This window comes from Confluentibacter lentus, from assembly GCF_002806995.1.
GTDB classification, from domain to species: Bacteria; Bacteroidota; Bacteroidia; order Flavobacteriales; family Flavobacteriaceae; genus Confluentibacter; species Confluentibacter lentus.
The window spans coordinates 191,222-210,264 of sequence record NZ_NIHE01000005.1; the positions used below are offsets into that span (position 1 = coordinate 191,222).

At 37.2% G+C, this 19,043-nt stretch carries 15 protein-coding genes; 13 read left to right on the top strand and 2 right to left on the bottom strand.

The features are described from left to right. The first annotated feature begins 143 nt into the window (after positions 1–143). The 11 genes from CDH50_RS11075 (at position 144) to CDH50_RS11130 (ending at position 12,826) form a co-directional block, all read left to right on the top strand. On the top strand, positions 144–1,718 hold the full coding sequence (locus CDH50_RS11075) for a type I restriction-modification system subunit M (protein ID WP_100612336.1): 1,575 nt from the start codon (positions 144–146) through the stop codon (positions 1,716–1,718). Beyond that, complete coding sequence (locus tag CDH50_RS11080; RefSeq protein WP_100612337.1) at positions 1,702–2,841, top strand: restriction endonuclease subunit S; 1,140 nt, start codon at positions 1,702–1,704, stop codon at positions 2,839–2,841. Before CDH50_RS11075 ends, CDH50_RS11080 begins: the two co-directional genes overlap by 17 nt. Before the next feature lie 3 nt (positions 2,842–2,844). Beyond that, on the top strand, positions 2,845–3,609 hold the full coding sequence (locus tag CDH50_RS15205) for a transposase (RefSeq protein ID WP_198513488.1): 765 nt from the start codon (positions 2,845–2,847) through the stop codon (positions 3,607–3,609). Then, positions 3,606–6,851 (top strand): type I restriction endonuclease subunit R, encoded by a 3,246-nt coding sequence (locus CDH50_RS11095; RefSeq protein ID WP_100612338.1) that lies wholly within the window; start codon positions 3,606–3,608, stop codon positions 6,849–6,851. Before CDH50_RS15205 ends, CDH50_RS11095 begins: the two co-directional genes overlap by 4 nt. Positions 6,852–6,918: 67 nt before the next feature. Beyond that, positions 6,919–7,377, top strand: a complete 459-nt coding sequence (locus CDH50_RS11100; protein ID WP_100612339.1) for an SRPBCC family protein — start codon at positions 6,919–6,921, stop codon at positions 7,375–7,377. 219 nt (positions 7,378–7,596) lie between these two features. Further along, complete coding sequence (locus CDH50_RS11105; RefSeq protein ID WP_100612340.1) at positions 7,597–8,244, top strand: DUF4386 domain-containing protein; 648 nt, start codon at positions 7,597–7,599, stop codon at positions 8,242–8,244. Beyond that, positions 8,241–9,005, top strand: coding sequence for a DUF6090 family protein (locus CDH50_RS11110; RefSeq protein WP_232732003.1), 765 nt, complete (start codon positions 8,241–8,243; stop codon positions 9,003–9,005). Before CDH50_RS11105 ends, CDH50_RS11110 begins: the two co-directional genes overlap by 4 nt. Positions 9,006–9,030: 25 nt before the next feature. Further along, positions 9,031–10,074: a serine hydrolase domain-containing protein gene (locus tag CDH50_RS11115; protein WP_100612401.1), complete on the top strand. Its 1,044-nt coding sequence runs from the start codon at positions 9,031–9,033 to the stop codon at positions 10,072–10,074. A 354-nt stretch (positions 10,075–10,428) separates the two neighbouring features. Next, positions 10,429–11,034: a class I SAM-dependent methyltransferase gene (locus CDH50_RS11120; protein WP_100612341.1), complete on the top strand. Its 606-nt coding sequence runs from the start codon at positions 10,429–10,431 to the stop codon at positions 11,032–11,034. Positions 11,035–11,138: 104 nt separating this feature from the next. After that, entirely contained in the window at positions 11,139–11,675 is a 537-nt protein-coding gene (locus CDH50_RS11125; protein WP_100612342.1) for a DUF2867 domain-containing protein, read from the top strand. Between the two features lie 140 nt (positions 11,676–11,815). After that, entirely contained in the window at positions 11,816–12,826 is a 1,011-nt protein-coding gene (locus CDH50_RS11130; RefSeq protein WP_100612343.1) for a LamG-like jellyroll fold domain-containing protein, read from the top strand. Between the two features lie 18 nt (positions 12,827–12,844). Here CDH50_RS11130 and CDH50_RS11135 read toward each other — a convergent pair whose 3' ends face one another. Next, a complete protein-coding gene (locus CDH50_RS11135) occupies positions 12,845–14,329 on the bottom strand; it encodes a carboxypeptidase-like regulatory domain-containing protein (protein ID WP_100612344.1) in 1,485 nt (494 codons plus the stop codon). Between the two features lie 108 nt (positions 14,330–14,437). After that, entirely contained in the window at positions 14,438–17,122 is a 2,685-nt protein-coding gene (locus CDH50_RS11140; RefSeq protein ID WP_100612345.1) for a TonB-dependent receptor, read from the bottom strand. A 240-nt stretch (positions 17,123–17,362) separates the two neighbouring features. On the opposite strand from CDH50_RS11140, the gene ychF reads away from it, so the two are divergent. Continuing rightward, positions 17,363–18,457, top strand: coding sequence for a redox-regulated ATPase YchF (ychF, locus tag CDH50_RS11145; protein ID WP_100612346.1), 1,095 nt, complete (start codon positions 17,363–17,365; stop codon positions 18,455–18,457). Between the two features lie 124 nt (positions 18,458–18,581). Next, positions 18,582–19,034: an SRPBCC family protein gene (locus tag CDH50_RS11150; RefSeq protein WP_100612347.1), complete on the top strand. Its 453-nt coding sequence runs from the start codon at positions 18,582–18,584 to the stop codon at positions 19,032–19,034. The last annotated feature ends 9 nt before the right edge of the window (positions 19,035–19,043 follow it).

Consider the following 19,043-nt stretch of genomic DNA (forward strand, 5'->3'; position numbering starts at 1 on the left):
GGCTATGTTTGATTAGTGTTGAAAAATGCCAAAGCTTCGAAAAACCAAAAAAGCCATTTTTTGGCAACGCAATTATGATGACAATGCAACCATAAAACTTAACTTAGCAGACATTAAAAACTTTAAACATTGACACGAGAATAATGGCGAAGCAGAAGAAAGAACTAAAAGAAAAAGCAATTGAAGTTACCCTTTGGGAAGCAGCAAATAAATTGAGAGGAAGCGTAGAGCCAGCCGAATACAAACACGTGGTATTGGGACTAATTTTCTTAAAGTTTGCCAGCGATAAGTTTGAAGAACACCGAGCTAAACTCATTGCCGAAGGCAAAGAAAAATACCTTGAAATGGCTGAGTTCTACAATATGAACAATGTGTTTTTCTTAGAAGAAACAAGCCGTTGGAGTTACCTGATAAAAAGAGCCAAACAAGACGACATTGCATTGCTTATTGACACCGCTTTGCACACCATTGAAAAAAACAACAAAGCCCTGAAAGGTGCCTTGCCCGATAATTACTTTTCTCGCTTGGGTTTAGATGTAACTAAACTGGCTTCGTTGCTCGATACCATTAACGACATTGACACGACCAAAGACCCGAAGCAAGATGTGGTGGGCAAAGTGTATGAATACTTCCTTTCAAAATTTGCATTAGCCGAAGGAAAAGGCAAAGGAGAATTTTACACGCCCAAAAGTATTGTAAACCTCATTGCCGAAATGATAGAACCTTACAAGGGCATTATCTATGACCCTGCTTGTGGTTCTGGCGGTATGTTTGTGCAAAGTATTAAGTTTATTGAAGCGCACCACGGCAACAAAAAAGAAATTTCTATTTACGGACAGGAATACACCAATACCACGTACAAACTGGCAAAGATGAACCTTGCCATACGTGGCATTAGTGGAAACTTAGGCGAAAAAGCTGCCGACACCTTTGCAGACGACCAACACAAAGACCTGAAAGCAGATTACATTATGGCAAACCCGCCTTTTAACCAAAAAGATTGGCGAGCCGAAAACGAATTGAAAGACGACCCACGTTGGAGAGGTTATGATGTGCCACCAAAAAGCAATGCCAATTACGGTTGGATTTTAAATATGGTTTCTAAACTCTCAGATAATGGTATTGCAGGTTTTATTTTGGCAAATGGTGCATTGAGTGGCGGTGGCGAAGAATATAAAATACGTAGAAAGCTGATTGAAAATAATTTGGTGGAAGCCATTTTGGTATTGCCACGTAATTTGTTTTATACCACCGATATTAGCGTTACGCTTTGGATTCTGAATAAAAATAAAAAGGGTGAATTCAATTCGCCCCAACGAAGAAACTACCGCAACCGCGAAAAAGAAATTTTGTTTATGGATTTGCGACAATTGGGAGAACCTTTTGAAAAGAAATTTACACAGTTTTCTAATGATGATATTAAAAAGGTAACAAGCACTTACCACCAATGGCAGTGTAAAGGCGAATCACATTCGCCCCAATACGAAAATATCCCCGAGTTCTGTTATTCGGCAAAGTTGGAAGAGGTTGTTAAAAAAGATTTTTCACTCGTGCCAAGCAAATACATTGAGTTTGTAAATCGAGATGAGAATATTGACTTTGATGAAAAAATGCAAACCCTCAAAACTGAATTTGCAGATTTACTAAAGGCAGAAGCAGCTTCAAAAAACGATTTATTAACCGTATTTAAAGAGTTGGGTTATGAAATCAAATTATAAACCTATCGGCAACTATATTCAAAAAGTTGAACACCGAAATCGAGATTTAAAAGTTACTCGATTATTAGGCTTAAGTATGACTAAGGAGTTTAGAGAAACCACTTCAAATATTGTTGGAACAGATATGTCAGTGTATAGAGTTATGAGTAAATATCAATTTGCTTGTGATTTTATGTCACCTATTCGAGTTAATAAATTCCCCGTTGTTTTAAAGTTGGATGATGAGCCCAATTTGGTTTCACCTGCATATCCTGTATTTGAAATAAAAGATAGAAATGAACTTGACCCTGAATATTTAATGATGTGGTTTCGCAGAACCGAGTTTGATAGATATGCAACTTTTAAATGTGATGCTGCTATTAGAGGCGGTTACGAATGGACTGAATTATGTGAGACATTAATTCCAGTTCCCACAATCACCAAACAAAAAGAAATAGTAAAAGAATACAACGTCATCCAAAACCGCATAGCCCTAAACCAACAACTGATACAAAAACTGGAAGAAACCGCACAGGCGATTTATAGGGAGTGGTTTGTGGAGGAAAATTGGGGAAATGTTGAAATAAAGGATTTTGGAAATGTTGTAACAGGTAAAACACCTTCAAGTAACAGTCCAGAGGATTTTGGAAATGAAATGCCTTTTGTTACTCCAGGTGATTTTAAAAACTATAATAAGTTCGTCCTAGGAGCAGAAAGGAACCTTTCTGAAATGGGATATTCAAAATTAAAAAACAAAATTCTTCCTAAAGGTACAGTAATCGTGACTTGTATTGGTTCTGATATGGGTAAAATTGCAGTTGTTAAAAATGACTGTATTACAAATCAACAAATGAATTCAATCATAGTCAAAGAAACTTTCTATACAGATTTCCTATACTATTACTTGAATTTTGTAGCAGATGAAATAAAGGGAATTGCAATGGGCGGTTCAACAATGCCAATGTTAAGTAAATCTGATTTTGAAAAAATTGAAGTAATGAAACCAGATGATGATATTCTTATAAAGTTCGAATCAGTAATGAAACCAATTAATGAATTAAGTATTACCTATTCAAAAGAAATCCAAAAGCTAACGGAACTGAAAGAGTTGTTGCTTTCCAAATTAGCGACCATAGAAAATTAGAGAATGAATACATACAATCCCAATATTCACCATCGTAGGTCTATCCGGTTAAAAGGATATGATTATTCGCAGGCGGGATTGTATTTTATTACAATATGTTGCCAGGACAGGGCATGTTTGTTTGGGGAAATTGTTGTGGGGACGAATGGCATTCGCCCTGAAATGAAATTGAATAAATATGGTGAAATTGCACATAATGAATGGATGAAAACCCCCGAAATACGCAACAATGTACAATTGGGTGAATTTGTAATAATGCCAAACCATATACACGGCATTATCCGGTTATTGGGTAGGGGCGAATTGCATTCGCCCCATAATGAAAATAACAACAAATTGCATTCGCCCGAAAATGCAATGGATCATTCGTCCGCAAATGACAACGAATTGCATTCACCCGCAAATGCAATAAAACATTCGTCCGCAAATGACAACAAATTGCATTCGTCCACAAATGCAATGGATCATTCACCCGAAAACGCAATGGGAATAATGGGCGAAAATACAATGGGCGAATTCGATTCGCAACAAATAATGGGCGAATTCGATTCGCCCCTACGTGGGCCATCACATAATATTGGTGCCATTGTACGTGGTTACAAATCATCGGTAACCAAACAATTGAATTTATTAAATATCGGTTGTACGGTTTGGCAACGCAATTATCACGAACACATCATTCGTAATGAACAATCATATCAACGTATTTCTGAATACATCATCAATAATCCTGCAAAATGGAATGATGACAAATTTTATAGGCAATGAAATTCACCGAAGAAAAATTAGAAAAGGCGTTTACCGAACTGTTGGTGCAAGAAGGATTTCCCCACCATTTAGGCATTACCATTGCCCGTAAACCAGATGAAGTATTGATTGAAGAAGATTTACAAAACTTCCTGTTAACGCAGTACGCTGGGCAAGGCATTACGGCAAACGAAACCAAATCTATTATTCTTCAACTCAAATCACTTTCTGCATCAGACCTTTACGAAAGCAATAAAACATTTCTAAAAATGCTTTCAGACGGTTTTATTCTCAAAAGAGAAGACCGCAACCAAAAGGACATTTACATTCAACTGATTAATTACTCAGGCTTAAATAAACACCGTCAACCCGAAGAAGACCAGTTAATTTCTATAGCAGCCGAACCGGTAAAGACCTATGGCAATGAGCCCCAACAGGACAATAATATTTACAAGTTCGTAAATCAATTAGAAATTGTTGGTTCAGAAAAACGCATACCTGACGGCATTGTGTATATCAACGGTTTGCCTTTGATAGTATTTGAGTTTAAATCTGCCATCCGCGAAGAAGCTACTATTTTTGATGCTTTCAAGCAATTAACGGTGAGATACCGCAGAGACATTCCCGAACTGTTTAAATACAATGCCTTTTGTGTGATTAGCGATGGCGTAAACAACAAATCAGGTTCATTCTTTGCTCCTTATGAGTTTTTCTATGCCTGGCGTAGAGTGGCAGGTTTGGCAAAAGATGTAGATGGCATTGACAGTATGTTTACTCTCATTCAAGGCATGTTTCACAAAAACCGTTTGCGTGATATTATTCGCAACTTCATTTACATTCCTGATAGCTCAAAAAAGAATGAGAAAATTGTTTGTCGCTATCCGCAATACTATGCGGCAAGAGCATTATATGACAATATCAAGCTAGCCCAAAAACCCGAAGGAAACGGAAAAGGCGGAACTTACTTTGGTGCTACTGGTTGCGGAAAGAGTTTCACCATGCTTTATCTCACAAGATTGTTGATGAAAAGCGAATATTTTGAAAGTCCGACCATCGTATTAATAACCGACCGCACTGATTTAGACGACCAACTTTCAGGACAATTTACAAATGCCAAAAACTTTATTGGCGACAATGCAGTGGTGAGTGTAGAGAGCCGAGCCAATTTGAGAGAATTGATTCAAGGCAGACAAAGCGGAGGCGTTTTCTTAACCACCATTAACAAGTTTACGGAAGACACTCAACTGCTTACTGATAGACCCAATGTAATTTGTATTTCGGACGAAGCACACAGAAGCCAAGTAAACCTTGACCAAAAAGTGAAAGTAACTGAGAAAGGCGTTACCAAAACGTATGGCTTTGCAAAATACTTACACGATTCTTTACCCAATGCCACATTTGTAGGTTTCACAGGAACGCCCATAGATGCAACGCTTGATGTGTTTGGTAAAGTGGTTGATGCCTATACGATGACGGAATCTGTGAAAGATGAAATCACGGTTAGAATTGTGTATGAAGGCAGAGCAGCCAAAGTGCTGTTGAATAATTCTAAACTCAAAGAGATTGAAGATTACTATGGCAAGTGTGCAGGGATAGGAAGTAACGAAAATCAGATTGAGCAAAGCAAAAAGGAAATGGCACAGATGTATGCCATTATTGGCGACCCTGACCGTTTAAAAGCAGTCGCCGAAGATTTTGTAAATCATTATGAAACGCGAGTATCGGAAGGTTCAACAGTAAAAGGAAAAGCCATGTTTGTGTGTAGCACTCGTGAGATTGCTTACGAACTGTATAAAAATATCATTGCACTAAAACCTGAATGGAACGAAATACGAGCAGCCGAGGAGGGTGCAGAACTTACCGACAAAGACAAACGAGAACTGAAACCCATTGAACGTATCAAACTCATAGCCACCAGAGGACAAGACGACCCGAAAGAAATGTATGAATTGTTAGGCACTAAAGACCAACGCAAAGAACTTGACCGACAATTCAAAAATGAAAAATCAAATTTCAAAATCGCCATTGTGGTGGATATGTGGCTCACAGGATTTGATGTGCCGTTTTTGGATAGTATTTATATTGACAAACCAATTCAGCGACACAATTTAATTCAGACCATATCAAGAGTAAACCGCAAGTTTGAAGGTAAGAACAAAGGTTTGGTGGTGGATTATATTGGCATCAAAACACAAATGAATTTGGCCTTGAAGCAATACAGCGAAGGCGACAAAGACAATTTTGAAGACATTGCAGAATCTATCATCATCGTGAGAAATCATTTAGACCTTTTGGCTAAACTGTTTCACACATTTGACAACTCCAAATATTTTGGTACGAGTGTAAATAATTACGCCCCAACTCCAATTCAGCAATTAAACACATTGAATTTGGCTGCCGAATATGTGCAACAAACTAAAGAATTTGAAACCCGATTTATGGGCTTAGTCAAGCGACTGAAAGCCGCTTATGATATTTGTGCAGGAAGCGAACAATTAACGCAATTAGAAAGAGATCACACCCATTTCTATTTGGCAATTCGTTCGATAGTTTTCAAACTCACCAAAGGCAACGCTCCCGACACAGCACAGATGAACGCCAAAGTTAGGGAGATGATTAAAGAAGCGTTGCAAAGCGAAGGCGTAGAAGAAATTTTTAAACTCGGAGACGAAGTAGAAAGCGAACAAGACATTTTTGATGAAGATTATTTGGCGAAGATTGATAAAATCAAGTTGCCAAATACGAAAATCAAATTGCTTCAACAGCTATTGGCTAAAGTGATTGCAGAAATCAAAAAAGTAAACCGAGTAAAAGGAATTGACTTTACCAAAAAAATGCAAGCCTTGGTTGAACGCTATAATGACCGTGATGCAAACGACATTTTGAGAAGTGAAGTTTATGAAGAAATGGCAACCGCTTTGACAGATTTGATTTGGGAGGTTCACAAAGAATTTTCGGCAGGAGATGCTTTAGGAATTGATTTTGAAGAAAAAGCCTTTTATGATATCTTGAAAGAGCTTTGCATAAAATACGACTTCAAATATCCAGACGATAAAATGATTGAATTAGCAAAAGCCGTGAAAGACTTGGTTGACGGACAAGCCAAATTCCCTGACTGGAACAAACGTGACGACATAAAATCGGCTTTGAAAGTTGGACTGATTCTTTTGCTTGACGAGTTTGGTTATCCACCCGTAGAGAGAGATGAAGTATATATTGAGATTTTTGAACAAGCGGAAAACTTTAAGAAAAATCAGAACTAATTAGCCGCTTAACTCTGCGAATTTTGTAGCGTCGCGACATACCCAACATATAATTTGAATAAAATTTATGAGTATACTTATTGACAAAGTAATCTACAGCTCCAGAGCATTAAATGCACCATTAGAGGTAGTTTATCAAGCCTTTGTCAACCCACAACATTTAAAAAATTGGTGGGGCCCAGAAGGGTTTACCAATACCATACATGAGTTTGATTTGCAACCCGGCGGCAAGTGGCTATTGACCATGCACGGCCCAGAAAAGGGCAATTATGAAAACGCTTCTGTATTTAAAACTGTAGAACCAAATAAATTAGTTGCTTGGAAAAGGCTATCACAACCGCTATTTGATATGGAGGTAGCCTTTGAAGCACTTAGCCCTAGCAAAACAATCATTTCTTTCCGCATGATTTTTGATTCGGGGGAAGCTTGTAACAAAATGACCCCTTTTGTTGTGCCTAAAAATGAAGAAAACTTTGATAGGCTGGAGCGGGAGTTGCTTAGAATGTTAGAGAATAAAAATAGTTAACAAAATAACTCCACCTAATACCTTATACCATGTTTTTTTAGCACAAGAGGGCTTGCCTAAAGCATCATGATTTTTCCATTTATTTTGTATTTGTTAAATTAGTTGCTTTAAACAGGCAACTAACCATACATAAACCGCTATAAGCTTTTAGGGGATGGACATCCCTGATATATACATAAGCCATCTGACGTATGACTATTTTGCCGAAAACCAACCAACATGAAAAGCAAAATTAAAAACCCAAGAGCCTTATCATCAATGGCAGGCATCAGCTATCTGATTATTTTCTTTGCAGCCATATTTGCCAATTTCCTAGTCATTGAATCCATACAAAAAGATCCTTTGGTCACCATCCAAGACCATGCATTCATGGTTAGGTTGGGGATCATGGCCTTTATGCTAACCGTTGTTTTTGATGTGGTGGTGGCTTGGGCCTTATATGAATTGTATAAAGACGACCCTTTATCTGGCCTCAGCACCTTGTTTAGGATGATGCATGCCGCCATAATGGGAGTGTCCCTATTTGCACTCATCAGGTGCCTATCTGCAACCACGGCTCCAGAAATACTCAAGCAGGTGGACATATTTAACACCATTTGGCTTATTGGGTTGTTCTTTTTTGGAATACACTTAATCCTTTTGGGGATGATCATCAAAAGAATAAGGCTCATCGCTATTTTTTTGATAGTGGCAGGAATGATGTATATGGTAGATACGGGAGCACATGTTTTGCTTTTAACCTATGACGCCTATGCTTCGATATTGTTGGCATTGGTAGCTATTCCCAGTATTATAGGAGAAATGTCATTAGCTATATGGCTATTGGTAAAAGGAGGTAAAAACTTAGATAAACATTTAATAGCATGATACGATTCTTTAAAAACATAAGGAGGAACTTAATTTCTAAAGGGAAGATTGTACAGTATCTTAAATATGCTTTCGGCGAAATTGTCTTGGTAGTGATTGGAATTTTGATCGCATTGCAAATCAATAATTGGAACCAAAACCGCATCAATGATAAAAATGAACGCATTTATTTACTGGGATTGAAAGAGGAGTTTCAAATAAGCAAATTCAAGTTAGAAGAACTCATAGCAGTAAACCAAAAAAATTATAACGGTGCCAAAAACATATTGACATATCACAATTCGAAACAGGAAAGACCTACGGAATCCACATTTTCCAAAGTATTGTACCAAACATTCTCGGATGACATTGCATTTAATCCGAACAATTCCCTTTTGCATGAAATGATCAATTCAGGGAATTTAAAAAACTTGACGAATAACAGGCTAAGAACACAACTTACCAACTGGGTGTCCACTTTGGAGGATATTTCAAAACAGGAAGAGGAACTCGGCGACCAACGCATCAAGGTACTTGATATGTTTCGAACCAATCAACATAGCCTCAGTACTATTTTTAAGCAAGCAGGCCTATATAAAGACCTTGGATTGGTAGTAAGTGAAAACGAGATTAGCAATTTAGCTTTATTGGATTCCACAGGGTTTGAGAACAATATGTTGATGTTTCTTCTTGCGAGTTATGCTACAGAACAAGCACATTATCAGCCATTAATGGGAGATTTAGATGCTATTTTGATGCAGATTGATAAAGGACTACAATAATATCCATAAAGAAAATAGATTGATTATGACAAAAAAACGAACCAAGAATATTCTCAGAATCGTGTTATTTATAGGAACGATAATCTCCTTATTTTTAGTCCCTTGGCCCATAGTAAAGGCTTGGATAAAACCACTGCCTGATACCGTTCAAGAGCAAGTAAACCAAGCTATTGATATGGGGTTTGATGGCATAATTGTTTATGTGGACGAGGCTGGAAAACCCCCAGCGTTTTATACTGCTGGCTATAAAAATAAGGAACAAAAAATCCCGGCCGACCCACATGCACTATTTAAAATAGCCAGTGTGGGTAAGCTCTTTAATGCCTTGGCGGTTACAAAATTGGTAAGAAGTGGTACGCTCTCATTAGATAAAACCTTGATTGAGTATTTGCCCGAACTGAAAGGCAGGATTGAACATGCCGATAAAATTACCTTAAGGATGATGGTGCAACACCGAAGTGGGATTCCAAATTATACGGACGCCCTTAATTATTGGTCTGCTCCAAAAGAAACCGAGGATGAGAAGCTTGCCTTGGTACTTGATCTACCTGCCAATTTCGAACCCAATGCAGACTATCACTATTCGAACACCAATTACTTACTGCTGGTAAAAATTATGCGTAAGGTGCTCGGCTATCATCCGTTTGAATATATAAAACAAGAAATTCTAGAACCATTAAATCTAAACCATACCTATGGCTCTATAGCGGATGTAAACATGGATGAGGTGATGAGTGGTTACTACGTGGGCTATGATGCCGATTTAAAAACAGATAATGTTGGTTCGATGTTGGCTACTGCAGAAGATTTAGGTAAATTTATAAGGGCTTTAAATGAAGGCTCTGTTTTTAAAGATAAGAAGGAGCAAGACATCTATACCTCAATCTATGAGTACGGACATACGGGATTGATACCGGGTTATCAAACCATCGCAAAGTACCATAAAGACTTGAATATAGTGGTTATTCAATTTACCAATACTGTGAATTTTGAAGGGTATAACTGGAATTTATCTGAAATTGAATACAACCGTATCTTAAAGATATTGAGGAAAGGAAAAAGCACATAAGATAATACATACTGTAATCTTATTATGGGTCATTACCATGACAACTCATTTCAAAATACATCAATCAAGCAAGCGAACAAAAATAGCTTATGAAAGAACTTATTTTACATTCAGGTTTTGCGGGAGTGACTGTTTTTCTTGGTGACGTGTTAACAAATAATTTTTAAGTCAATACCTTAGGACCATGTTCCCCAGTTAATGGTATATTATTAATCTCATTATCAGAAAATAGTATTAGGCAGATTGCTTCGTCGCTACGCTCCTCGCAATGACTGTATGAAGGCACTCTCGATTGTTGCAAACGAGGGCTAGCAGGAAGATTTTAGAAAACAAAATTTGAAAAAAACAAAAACAATGACAGAATTCTGGGAAGAAGCATTTAAAGAGAAAAAAGAAATGTGGGGTTTAGAACCTGCAAAATCTGCTATTCTGACAAAAGATTTTTTTGTTGCGCATCAAATAAAAAATGTACTCATTCCGGGCATTGGCTACGGGCGAAATGCACAAATTTTTATAGACAGCGGCATGAACGTAACAGGCATTGAAATTTCCAAAACCGCTATTGATTTGGCTCATAAAAATTATGGAATGGATATGATCATTTATCACGGTTCAGTAACCGACATGCCTTTTGACAATAAAAAATATGATGGAATCTTTTGCTACGCACTTATTCATCTTCTTGACAAAAATGACAGAATGAAATTGATTAGCGACTGTTATAAACAACTGACTAAAAACGGTTATATGGTTTTTACAGCGATTACTAAAAACGCACCGAATTTTGGAAAGGGAAAACTAATTGAAAAAGACCGTTATGAATTTCATGAAGGAGCAAAAATATTTTATTACGACCAAGAATCAGTAAAAGCGGAATTTAATGACTTTGGACTTTTTGAATTCAATGAAGTGAATGAAAATCAGCCTATGTATCTGATAAAATGCAAAAAGAATGAATAAAATACTGCACGCAACACCATATATGAAAAATTGCTAGTTTTAGCTGGTACAACGTTGGTTGCTGGCTTCCGATTTCCCCGTAACGACATTAGACAACAAAAGAGATGAAGATATTAAAATCGACACTTCCTAATACTTCCATATTAAAACCAGACGAAAAAACGTTTGACTATATTGATAGTTTTGAAAGTGTGTTTATTGACACAAATGACGACATCACGTCTACAAAAATTGGGAAATCATTTTTTATGAGTGGCCCCAAATGGGTTGATACATTATTTGCTTTTAGAAACAAACTAGTTGGACTTTTTGGACTTAAAACTTCAGGTACTATGACTGACAGACAAAAAATGCTTGACAACTTTAAAGGCGAAAAAGGGGAACAAATAGGACTTTTTAAAGTGTTAGACAAAACAACTGACGAAATTATATTGGGAGAAGACGACAAACATTTGAATTTTAGGGTGTCGTTATTTGTTGATCAACAAAGCGGTGACAAGACACATAAAAAATTAATCATTTCAACAACTGTAAAATTTAATAACTGGTTTGGGCGGCTCTATTTTCTACCAGTAAGACCTTTCCATAAGCTCATTGTGCCAACCATGTTAAAAGGCATCATTAGACATGTTGAAAATTAAAATAAACGAAAAATAACGAAGCATCTTACTAAAAGAAGTTTGTAACTTCGCCTATTTGGTAATTTAAAGGTTGTAAAGATACTTACATATAAAGCCATATATTTTTTATAAATTACCACTATCAAATAAAAACCCAAACTATGAAACAAATCTACCTTGTTTTGACTCTTGCATTATCTTATTTAGGCTTAACGGCCCAATCTGGGAATTCCTTAAATTTAGATGGCACCGATGATGTGGTTTCCATTACCAATGTGACTACGGCAACGTTTACCTTAGAAGCTACCATTAAAGTGTTAAGCCCATCTCCAACTGGCGTGATGGCTTATGAAGGTGCAGGCATTCTGGATTCGGACGTTGGAGGCGATGCATTCGATTTTATTTTTTCGGTTTTAAATGATAAGCTATGTTTTTGGGATGGCAGTAGTTACATAAATATAGCTGGTAACACAAACGTTGTTGATGGCAACTGGCACCATGTAGCAGTAGTTAGGGAAGCTAATGTAAGTTTAAGACTGTATGTTGATGGTGTTTTGGATGCCGAGATTTTTGGTGTTGATACTACGGTATTAAATGATAACCCGAATATTTATATAGGCGCGGCTTATGTGGATAGCAGGTTTTTAAATACCGACATAGATGAGGTACGGATTTGGAATTATGCACGTTCTATCAATGAAATAGATCATTATAAAGGTTGTGAATTAACTGGTAATGAAAGTGGTTTGGTGTCTTATTATCAATTTAATCAAGGCGTTGCCAATGCAGATAATGCTGCCATAACCACATTAATAGATAATTCCCCCAATGGTAACGATGGTACGTTGATGAACTTTACATTAGACAGCAGTGCATCAAACTGGACAGACACATCAGCGATTACGACCGGTGATACTTGTGCTACTTTAAGTTTAAATACTATTACTGGCAATAACACCCAGTATGTGTTGTTTCCAAATCCATCAAGTGATTTTATTGAAATACAAGGGCTATCCAAAACAGAGCGTTATGCTCTATATAACATGTTGGGACACAAACTGAATTTGGGACTTACCATGAAAGGTGATAAAATTGATATTCGGCATTTAAGCAATGGCTTGTACTTTTTAAAATTTACTAACGGCGATACTATTAAATTTATAAAGGAATAGGTGAAAAAGCATATCCCTTTAATTCCCTTCACTCCCAAACGCCTTCATCTCCTGTAAGGGTTCTAAGGTTTCATCACTGCCCCAAATGGTATTATCAAACTTGGTTAAAGTTTGGTAGGGGGTCTTTTTTTGTTGTGTAACCTTATTGTAATCGTTTAGCGTGGTTGCTTTGGTGGTGGTTATTAAGAGTTCTTCTTTGCTGCGGTTGCTGCCTTCAATGGTAAAGTCGGTGCTCAATTTAAAACGGTCTTTGCTGTTTTCAATAAGGGTTAAATCCCGACTCACATAAAAATAACTGCCACTTTCATGGTTTATGTACTTGGGTTGGTACGTGTTATCGCTTTGTTTTTGGTAAAGTACCAAACCGCTGCTTAGGTTTTCTTCGTATTTAACACCCAACAAAAACTTCAAATTCAGCTTGCTACCATGTCGGTTTTCAAAATAGCTGTACGTGATTTTGGTAATGGCATAATCGTCATCGGTAACATAGAGTTTGCCACTATATTTGGCTTTGCCCTTTCTGGGTTGATAGCTTATAATGTAGGTAAGTTGTTGGTTATAAACTGTAATGTCGTCAATAACATAGTCGTATAAACTTGGGTTTAATACATTCATTAAAAATGAGTTGTCATAAAATTTTGAAAACCTTAATAAGCGCTTTGTGGCTCCTTTTAGTTGGTTAACATCAAATTCTTCTTTTTTGGCTTCCTTTTGTTCTTTTTTCATTTCTGCAAACGATAACGAATCTTCAATTTTAAAGAGTCCAGTTTTCACTTTATAGGTTTTGGTGGTATCTAAATAGCGTAGCATGATGTTTTTGGCACGTTCTTGCACGTTGTCTATCGAGAAATCTTTAGTGTGGTCTAGCAACCTGGTAGCTTTATTGACGATGAGTTTGGTTGAATCTTTGGTTTGGGTGTATAATGTGCCTTTAAAATCTACATATTGAACGGTTTTACTGTTCATTATGGCATTGGTAAGTGCTTGTAAATCGGTATTAACTTTTTCCAACTGTTGCTTTTTAACTTGCGAGGCTTTATCGATTTCAAAATTGAGGTTTTCAAAATCGACATAATCGGCTACACGTCTAAAAATATCGTATTGTCTTAAATCCGTATTGTAATTCTTGGAGGCATGGCGTTTTACACGTGCAATAATGGAATCGATGTTGGGTTTTTTATTGCTGAGGTACACTTCGTCCAGTTGGTTAACGGCTGGTTCCAGTTCAATAACATAGTTTAGGGCTTTTATATTGGGAATGGTGACCGTTTTGCTACCATAACCCATAAACGATATGTGGAGTGGTGTGTTTTCCAAAATACCGGCACTGATGGTGAAATAGCCTTCTTCATTAGAAATAACCCCACTGTACTCGCCCGTTTTTATAGTGGCGAAAGGTATGGGGACTTTGGTAGTTTTATCAATTAATTTAGCGGTGATGTTTTGTGCCAGTATTATTTGCAAACCCAAACAAACGACGAAGGGAAATACTAGTTTTTTCATAACATATGTGTTATTTATAAAACGATTTACAATTAGAAACGTTACAAATAAAAACAAATAAAACCGAGCTAAATGGCTCGGTTTTTACTTTTAACTTACTTTAACTTATTAAAATATAAAATTAAGCTTGGCATAATAAAAGGCACCACTAAATCCCATTTGTACAGAATCCCAGTAACCACCAGCTTCTGTCCAATCATCTTGTTGGTCGGGGTAGATGTTAAATAGGTTGTTGCTACCTACGTTCAATTTTAAGCTTTCGGAAAGTTTAAAGCCTAAATTTAAATCCGTTACTATTTTTGCGCCATAAGTATCAGTTGCAGCTATGATTTGTTCATTGAAACCACCGTAATCTGCAGGGTCTTCATACATTTGATAATCCAATAGTTCCACTTCACTAAATCTGGTAAACGTTAAAGCGGCATCAAACCATTTTTTGTCGTAATTAAGATTTAAACTCATCTTGCTATTTGGTGCCGATGTTAATAAAAAGGCTTTATCGCGTTCGCCAAAAAAGATTTGTTCATCCAAGGCGCCATTTTTTACTTTATCTATTTTCATATCATTAAAGTTGCCCAAGAATGTGGCACCAAACGAACTATCACTGCCCAAATTGGTTTTGTAGGCTAAAATAACATCCAGACCCGTGGTTTGAGTATCGGCACCATTAGCAAAAAACTGGGCAGCTTCCACATTGGGTATTTGTGGCGCATCAAAATTGCCAGTAAGTACAATACGGTCTTTTACTTTAATATAATAACCATCAATAGTGGCTGTAAAATCACCGAAGTTAGCCGTAAAACCCAATGCGGTATTGAGTGCTTTTTCTTCTTTTAACGGACCTATGCCAAATGAAGCTGTAACCGGACTGTTGTTTGGGGACAATAAAGATTCTAAAGCAACACCGCCCACAAAATTGGTAAACCTTAGGTTGTAATAAATTTGAGCCAGGGAAGGTGCTCTAAATCCAGTGCTGATAGATCCACGGATATTAATATTATCGGTCGCTTTCAAACGAGCGGCTAATTTACCATTAATAGTGCTTCCAAAATCACTAAAGTTTTCAAAACGAGTGGCAGCACTTATTAAAAAAGCATCAGTAATATCAAATTCGGCATCCGCATATAATGATAAGTTGCTTCTGCTTCTATCCACGGCATTGGCAGGGCTATACCCTGGAAAACCTTGGGAACCACCTGGACGCGGATTGCCTTCATCATCTTCAGCTTGTGTTTGTGTGCTGGGGTCTGTAATTAGAATGCCATTTTCGGTGTATGTGCCATACGATGCTTCTTCACCAGCATAAATCATAAATCGTTCTGTTCTATACTCTGCTCCAAATGCTAAATTCATCCCGCTTAATACGTCATCGTAGTATTTTGAAAAATCAAAATTGATGGTGTTTTGAGCGAGGCTATGGCCACCAGCATCAAAATCAGTTGGCGATACATCCTCCAAAGAGGCATTTAACGTTCCTTTTATATAGTAATGAAAATCGTTTTTCCCGTAGGTATTGCTAATGTCGATTTTCCAGCCGCTAGCTGTTGTGGTTCTAACACCAGTAGCAACGGAATTATCAATGATGTTTGAGGTGATTCTTGGTGTAAATCCGTTAGGATAAATAGATTCCACCACGCGTTCGCCGCCATTTCTTGTAAACGCAAACGCATCGGTATCCCGGTAATTTCGTCCTCCAAACGCATATATTTCCGTATTTTCAGAAACAGGAACGGCTAAGTTTCCAAAGAAATTAAAAGCATCAATAGCGGCTTCGCCAAAACCTTTTCTAAAATCGAAAGCAGGACGTAAGGTTTTATTTTTACTTAAATATTCGGTGGTGAAATTCGCATAACCTTCTTCGCCAATTTTAAAACCATAATTAGTGGTTACTTTAACAGAGCCACCATCAAAATTCTTATCCTTTCCAATAGCATTGCCATCTCTCTCGGTATCCAATCTAAAACCATCGGTATTCCAAACACCATAATCATCTGCCAAAAATGCACTGGTATCCACATCGGCATTGGTACTATAAGCACCATAACTAACACTTCCGGTAAGTTCGTCAACATTATCCCTTAAAACAATATTGATAACACCAGCAATAGCATCGGATCCATATTGAGCAGAGGCACCATCTCTAAGGATTTCTATTCTTTTAATTGAAGAAGCAGGAATGGCATTAAGGTCGGTTCCCGTATTTCCACGACCTCTGGTTCCAAAAATGTTTATAAGTGACGATTGATGTCTGCGTTTTCCATTGATTAAAACGAGCGTTTGGTCAGGCCCTAAACCTCTTAACGATGCCGGATCCACGTGGTCTGCACCATCAGAACCCGTTTGTTTGTTTGCATTAAATGAAGGTGCTGCATATTGAAGCATTTCATTGATTTCAACTTTCCCTACTTGGGTAGTCACTTCGGAAACATCAATAACATCGATAGCTACAGCAGTATCTACGGCCGTTCTTTTCGGACTTCGAGAGCCAACAATAAGAATTTCATCCAAAGTTTCACCATCCTGCAAGGTAACATCTAGAGCGGTTTGATTATTTACGGCTACGCTCAACGTGTTATAGCCCACATAGCTAAAAGTCAATGTGGCGTCGCCGGCTACATTAATCATGAATTTACCATCAAAATCTGATGTTGTTCCGTTTTGAGTACCTTTCTCTACAATATTAACGCCAGGGATTGGCTCTCCATTGGCATCTTTAACAATGCCAGAAACAGTTTGTTGGGCAAAAGCGATAGTTGCTGTTAGAAATAACAACAGAATTAAAATTTTTTTCATATTAGATGGTTGTTTGAATTAGTCAACACTAAGATATGTTAAAGTTTTATTAAAAACTATGCGTATATCATAAAACATCAACAAATTTTAGGTAAAGAGCATTTATTACTGAATTAAATTCAATTATTGCTAGTGTAAAAAAATTATAAATTACTATTAATATAGTCTATATTTGCACTCGCAAAATCAATAACAAAAATCAGCGTTCTGCGGAAGCAGGAACAACAAAAACCTCACAACATGAAAGCAGGAATCGTAGGATTGCCAAACGTAGGGAAATCAACCTTATTCAATTGTTTGTCCAATGCCAAAGCACAAAGTGCCAATTTTCCATTTTGTACCATCGAACCTAACATAGGTGTTGTAAATGTACCAGATGCCCGATTGGAGAAGCTTACCGAATTGGTAAAACCATTGAGGGTACAACCAGCAACCGTAGAGATTGTTGATATTGCAGGCTTGGTAAAAGGTGCCAGTAAAGGTGAAGGATTGGGCAACCAGTTTTTGGCAAACATTAGAGAAACCGATGCTATTTTGCATGTACTGAGATGTTTTGATAATGATAATATTGTGCATGTTGATGGCAAAGTAAACCCGATTAGGGATAAGGAAACCATCGATATGGAATTGCAGTTGAAGGATTTGGAAACGGTTGATAAAAAACTGGAGAAAGTAAAACGTGCCGCTAAAACAGGCAATAAAGAGGCCCAAAAAGAAGAAGCTGTTTTAATGAAAATCAAAGAAAATCTTGAGGCTGGTGTATCCATACGCGCCTTGCAATTTAGCGAAGATGATTATAACGATTTTGTGAAACCTTCACAATTTATTACAGATAAGCCGGTCATGTATGTTTGTAATGTAGATGAAGGGTCTGCCGTTTCTGGCAATGCTTATGTAGAGCAGGTTAAGGAAGCTGTAAAAAATGAAAATGCCGAAGTATTGGTGTTGGCGGTTGCTATTGAAGCAGATATTAATGAGCTTGAAGATTACGAAGAACGAAAAATGTTCTTGCAAGATATTGGGCTGGATGAAGCGGGTTCGGCCAAATTAATCCGTTCCGCATATAAGCTATTAAATCAGCAAACGTATTTTACGGCTGGGGTAAAAGAGGTGAGGGCTTGGACGATTGATATTGGAGCCACAGCGCCACAAGCGGCGGGTGTGATCCACACAGATTTTGAAAAAGGTTTTATCAGGGCTGAGGTGATAGCTTATAACGATTACGTTACTTATGGTAGTGAGGTAAAGGTAAAAGAAGCAGGAAAAATGCGAGTTGAAGGTAAAAGCTATGTGGTGAATGATGGTGATGTGATGCATTTCTTGTTTAATGTATAAACTATTATCAGTAATACGCCCATTTTTATATTCTTTCCATAATTATATAAAAAAGGGTTAATTTTTTGTAGGTAAATATTTATTTTTTATATTATTTTGTAATGTAAATGCCTCAAAAATAATCATGCCAAAAATTGAAATTCATACCCTTATTGATGCTGATGCTAAAACCTGTTTTGATTTAGCTAGGAATATTGATATCCATCAAGAATCGTTGCAACATTCCCAAGAAAAAGCTATTGCGGGAAAAATATCCGGACTCATAGAATTGGGCGAATGGGTATGTTGGGAAGCCAAACATTTTGGTATTGTACAGCACTTAACTTCTAGAATTACCGAATTCGATTCGCCACATTATTTTGTGGACGAAATGGTTTCTGGCGCATTCAAATCCTTTAGACATGATCATATTTTCAAAAAACACGATAATCAAACGCTCATGGTTGATATATTCAATTTTGAATCTCCTCTTGGTATTATTGGTCAGTTTGCCAATTGGTTTTTTCTCAAGAGGTATATGGCCAACCTTTTAAAGACCAGAGGCAATTATATAAAACAAAAGGCAGAATTGCTCTAAATTAATTAA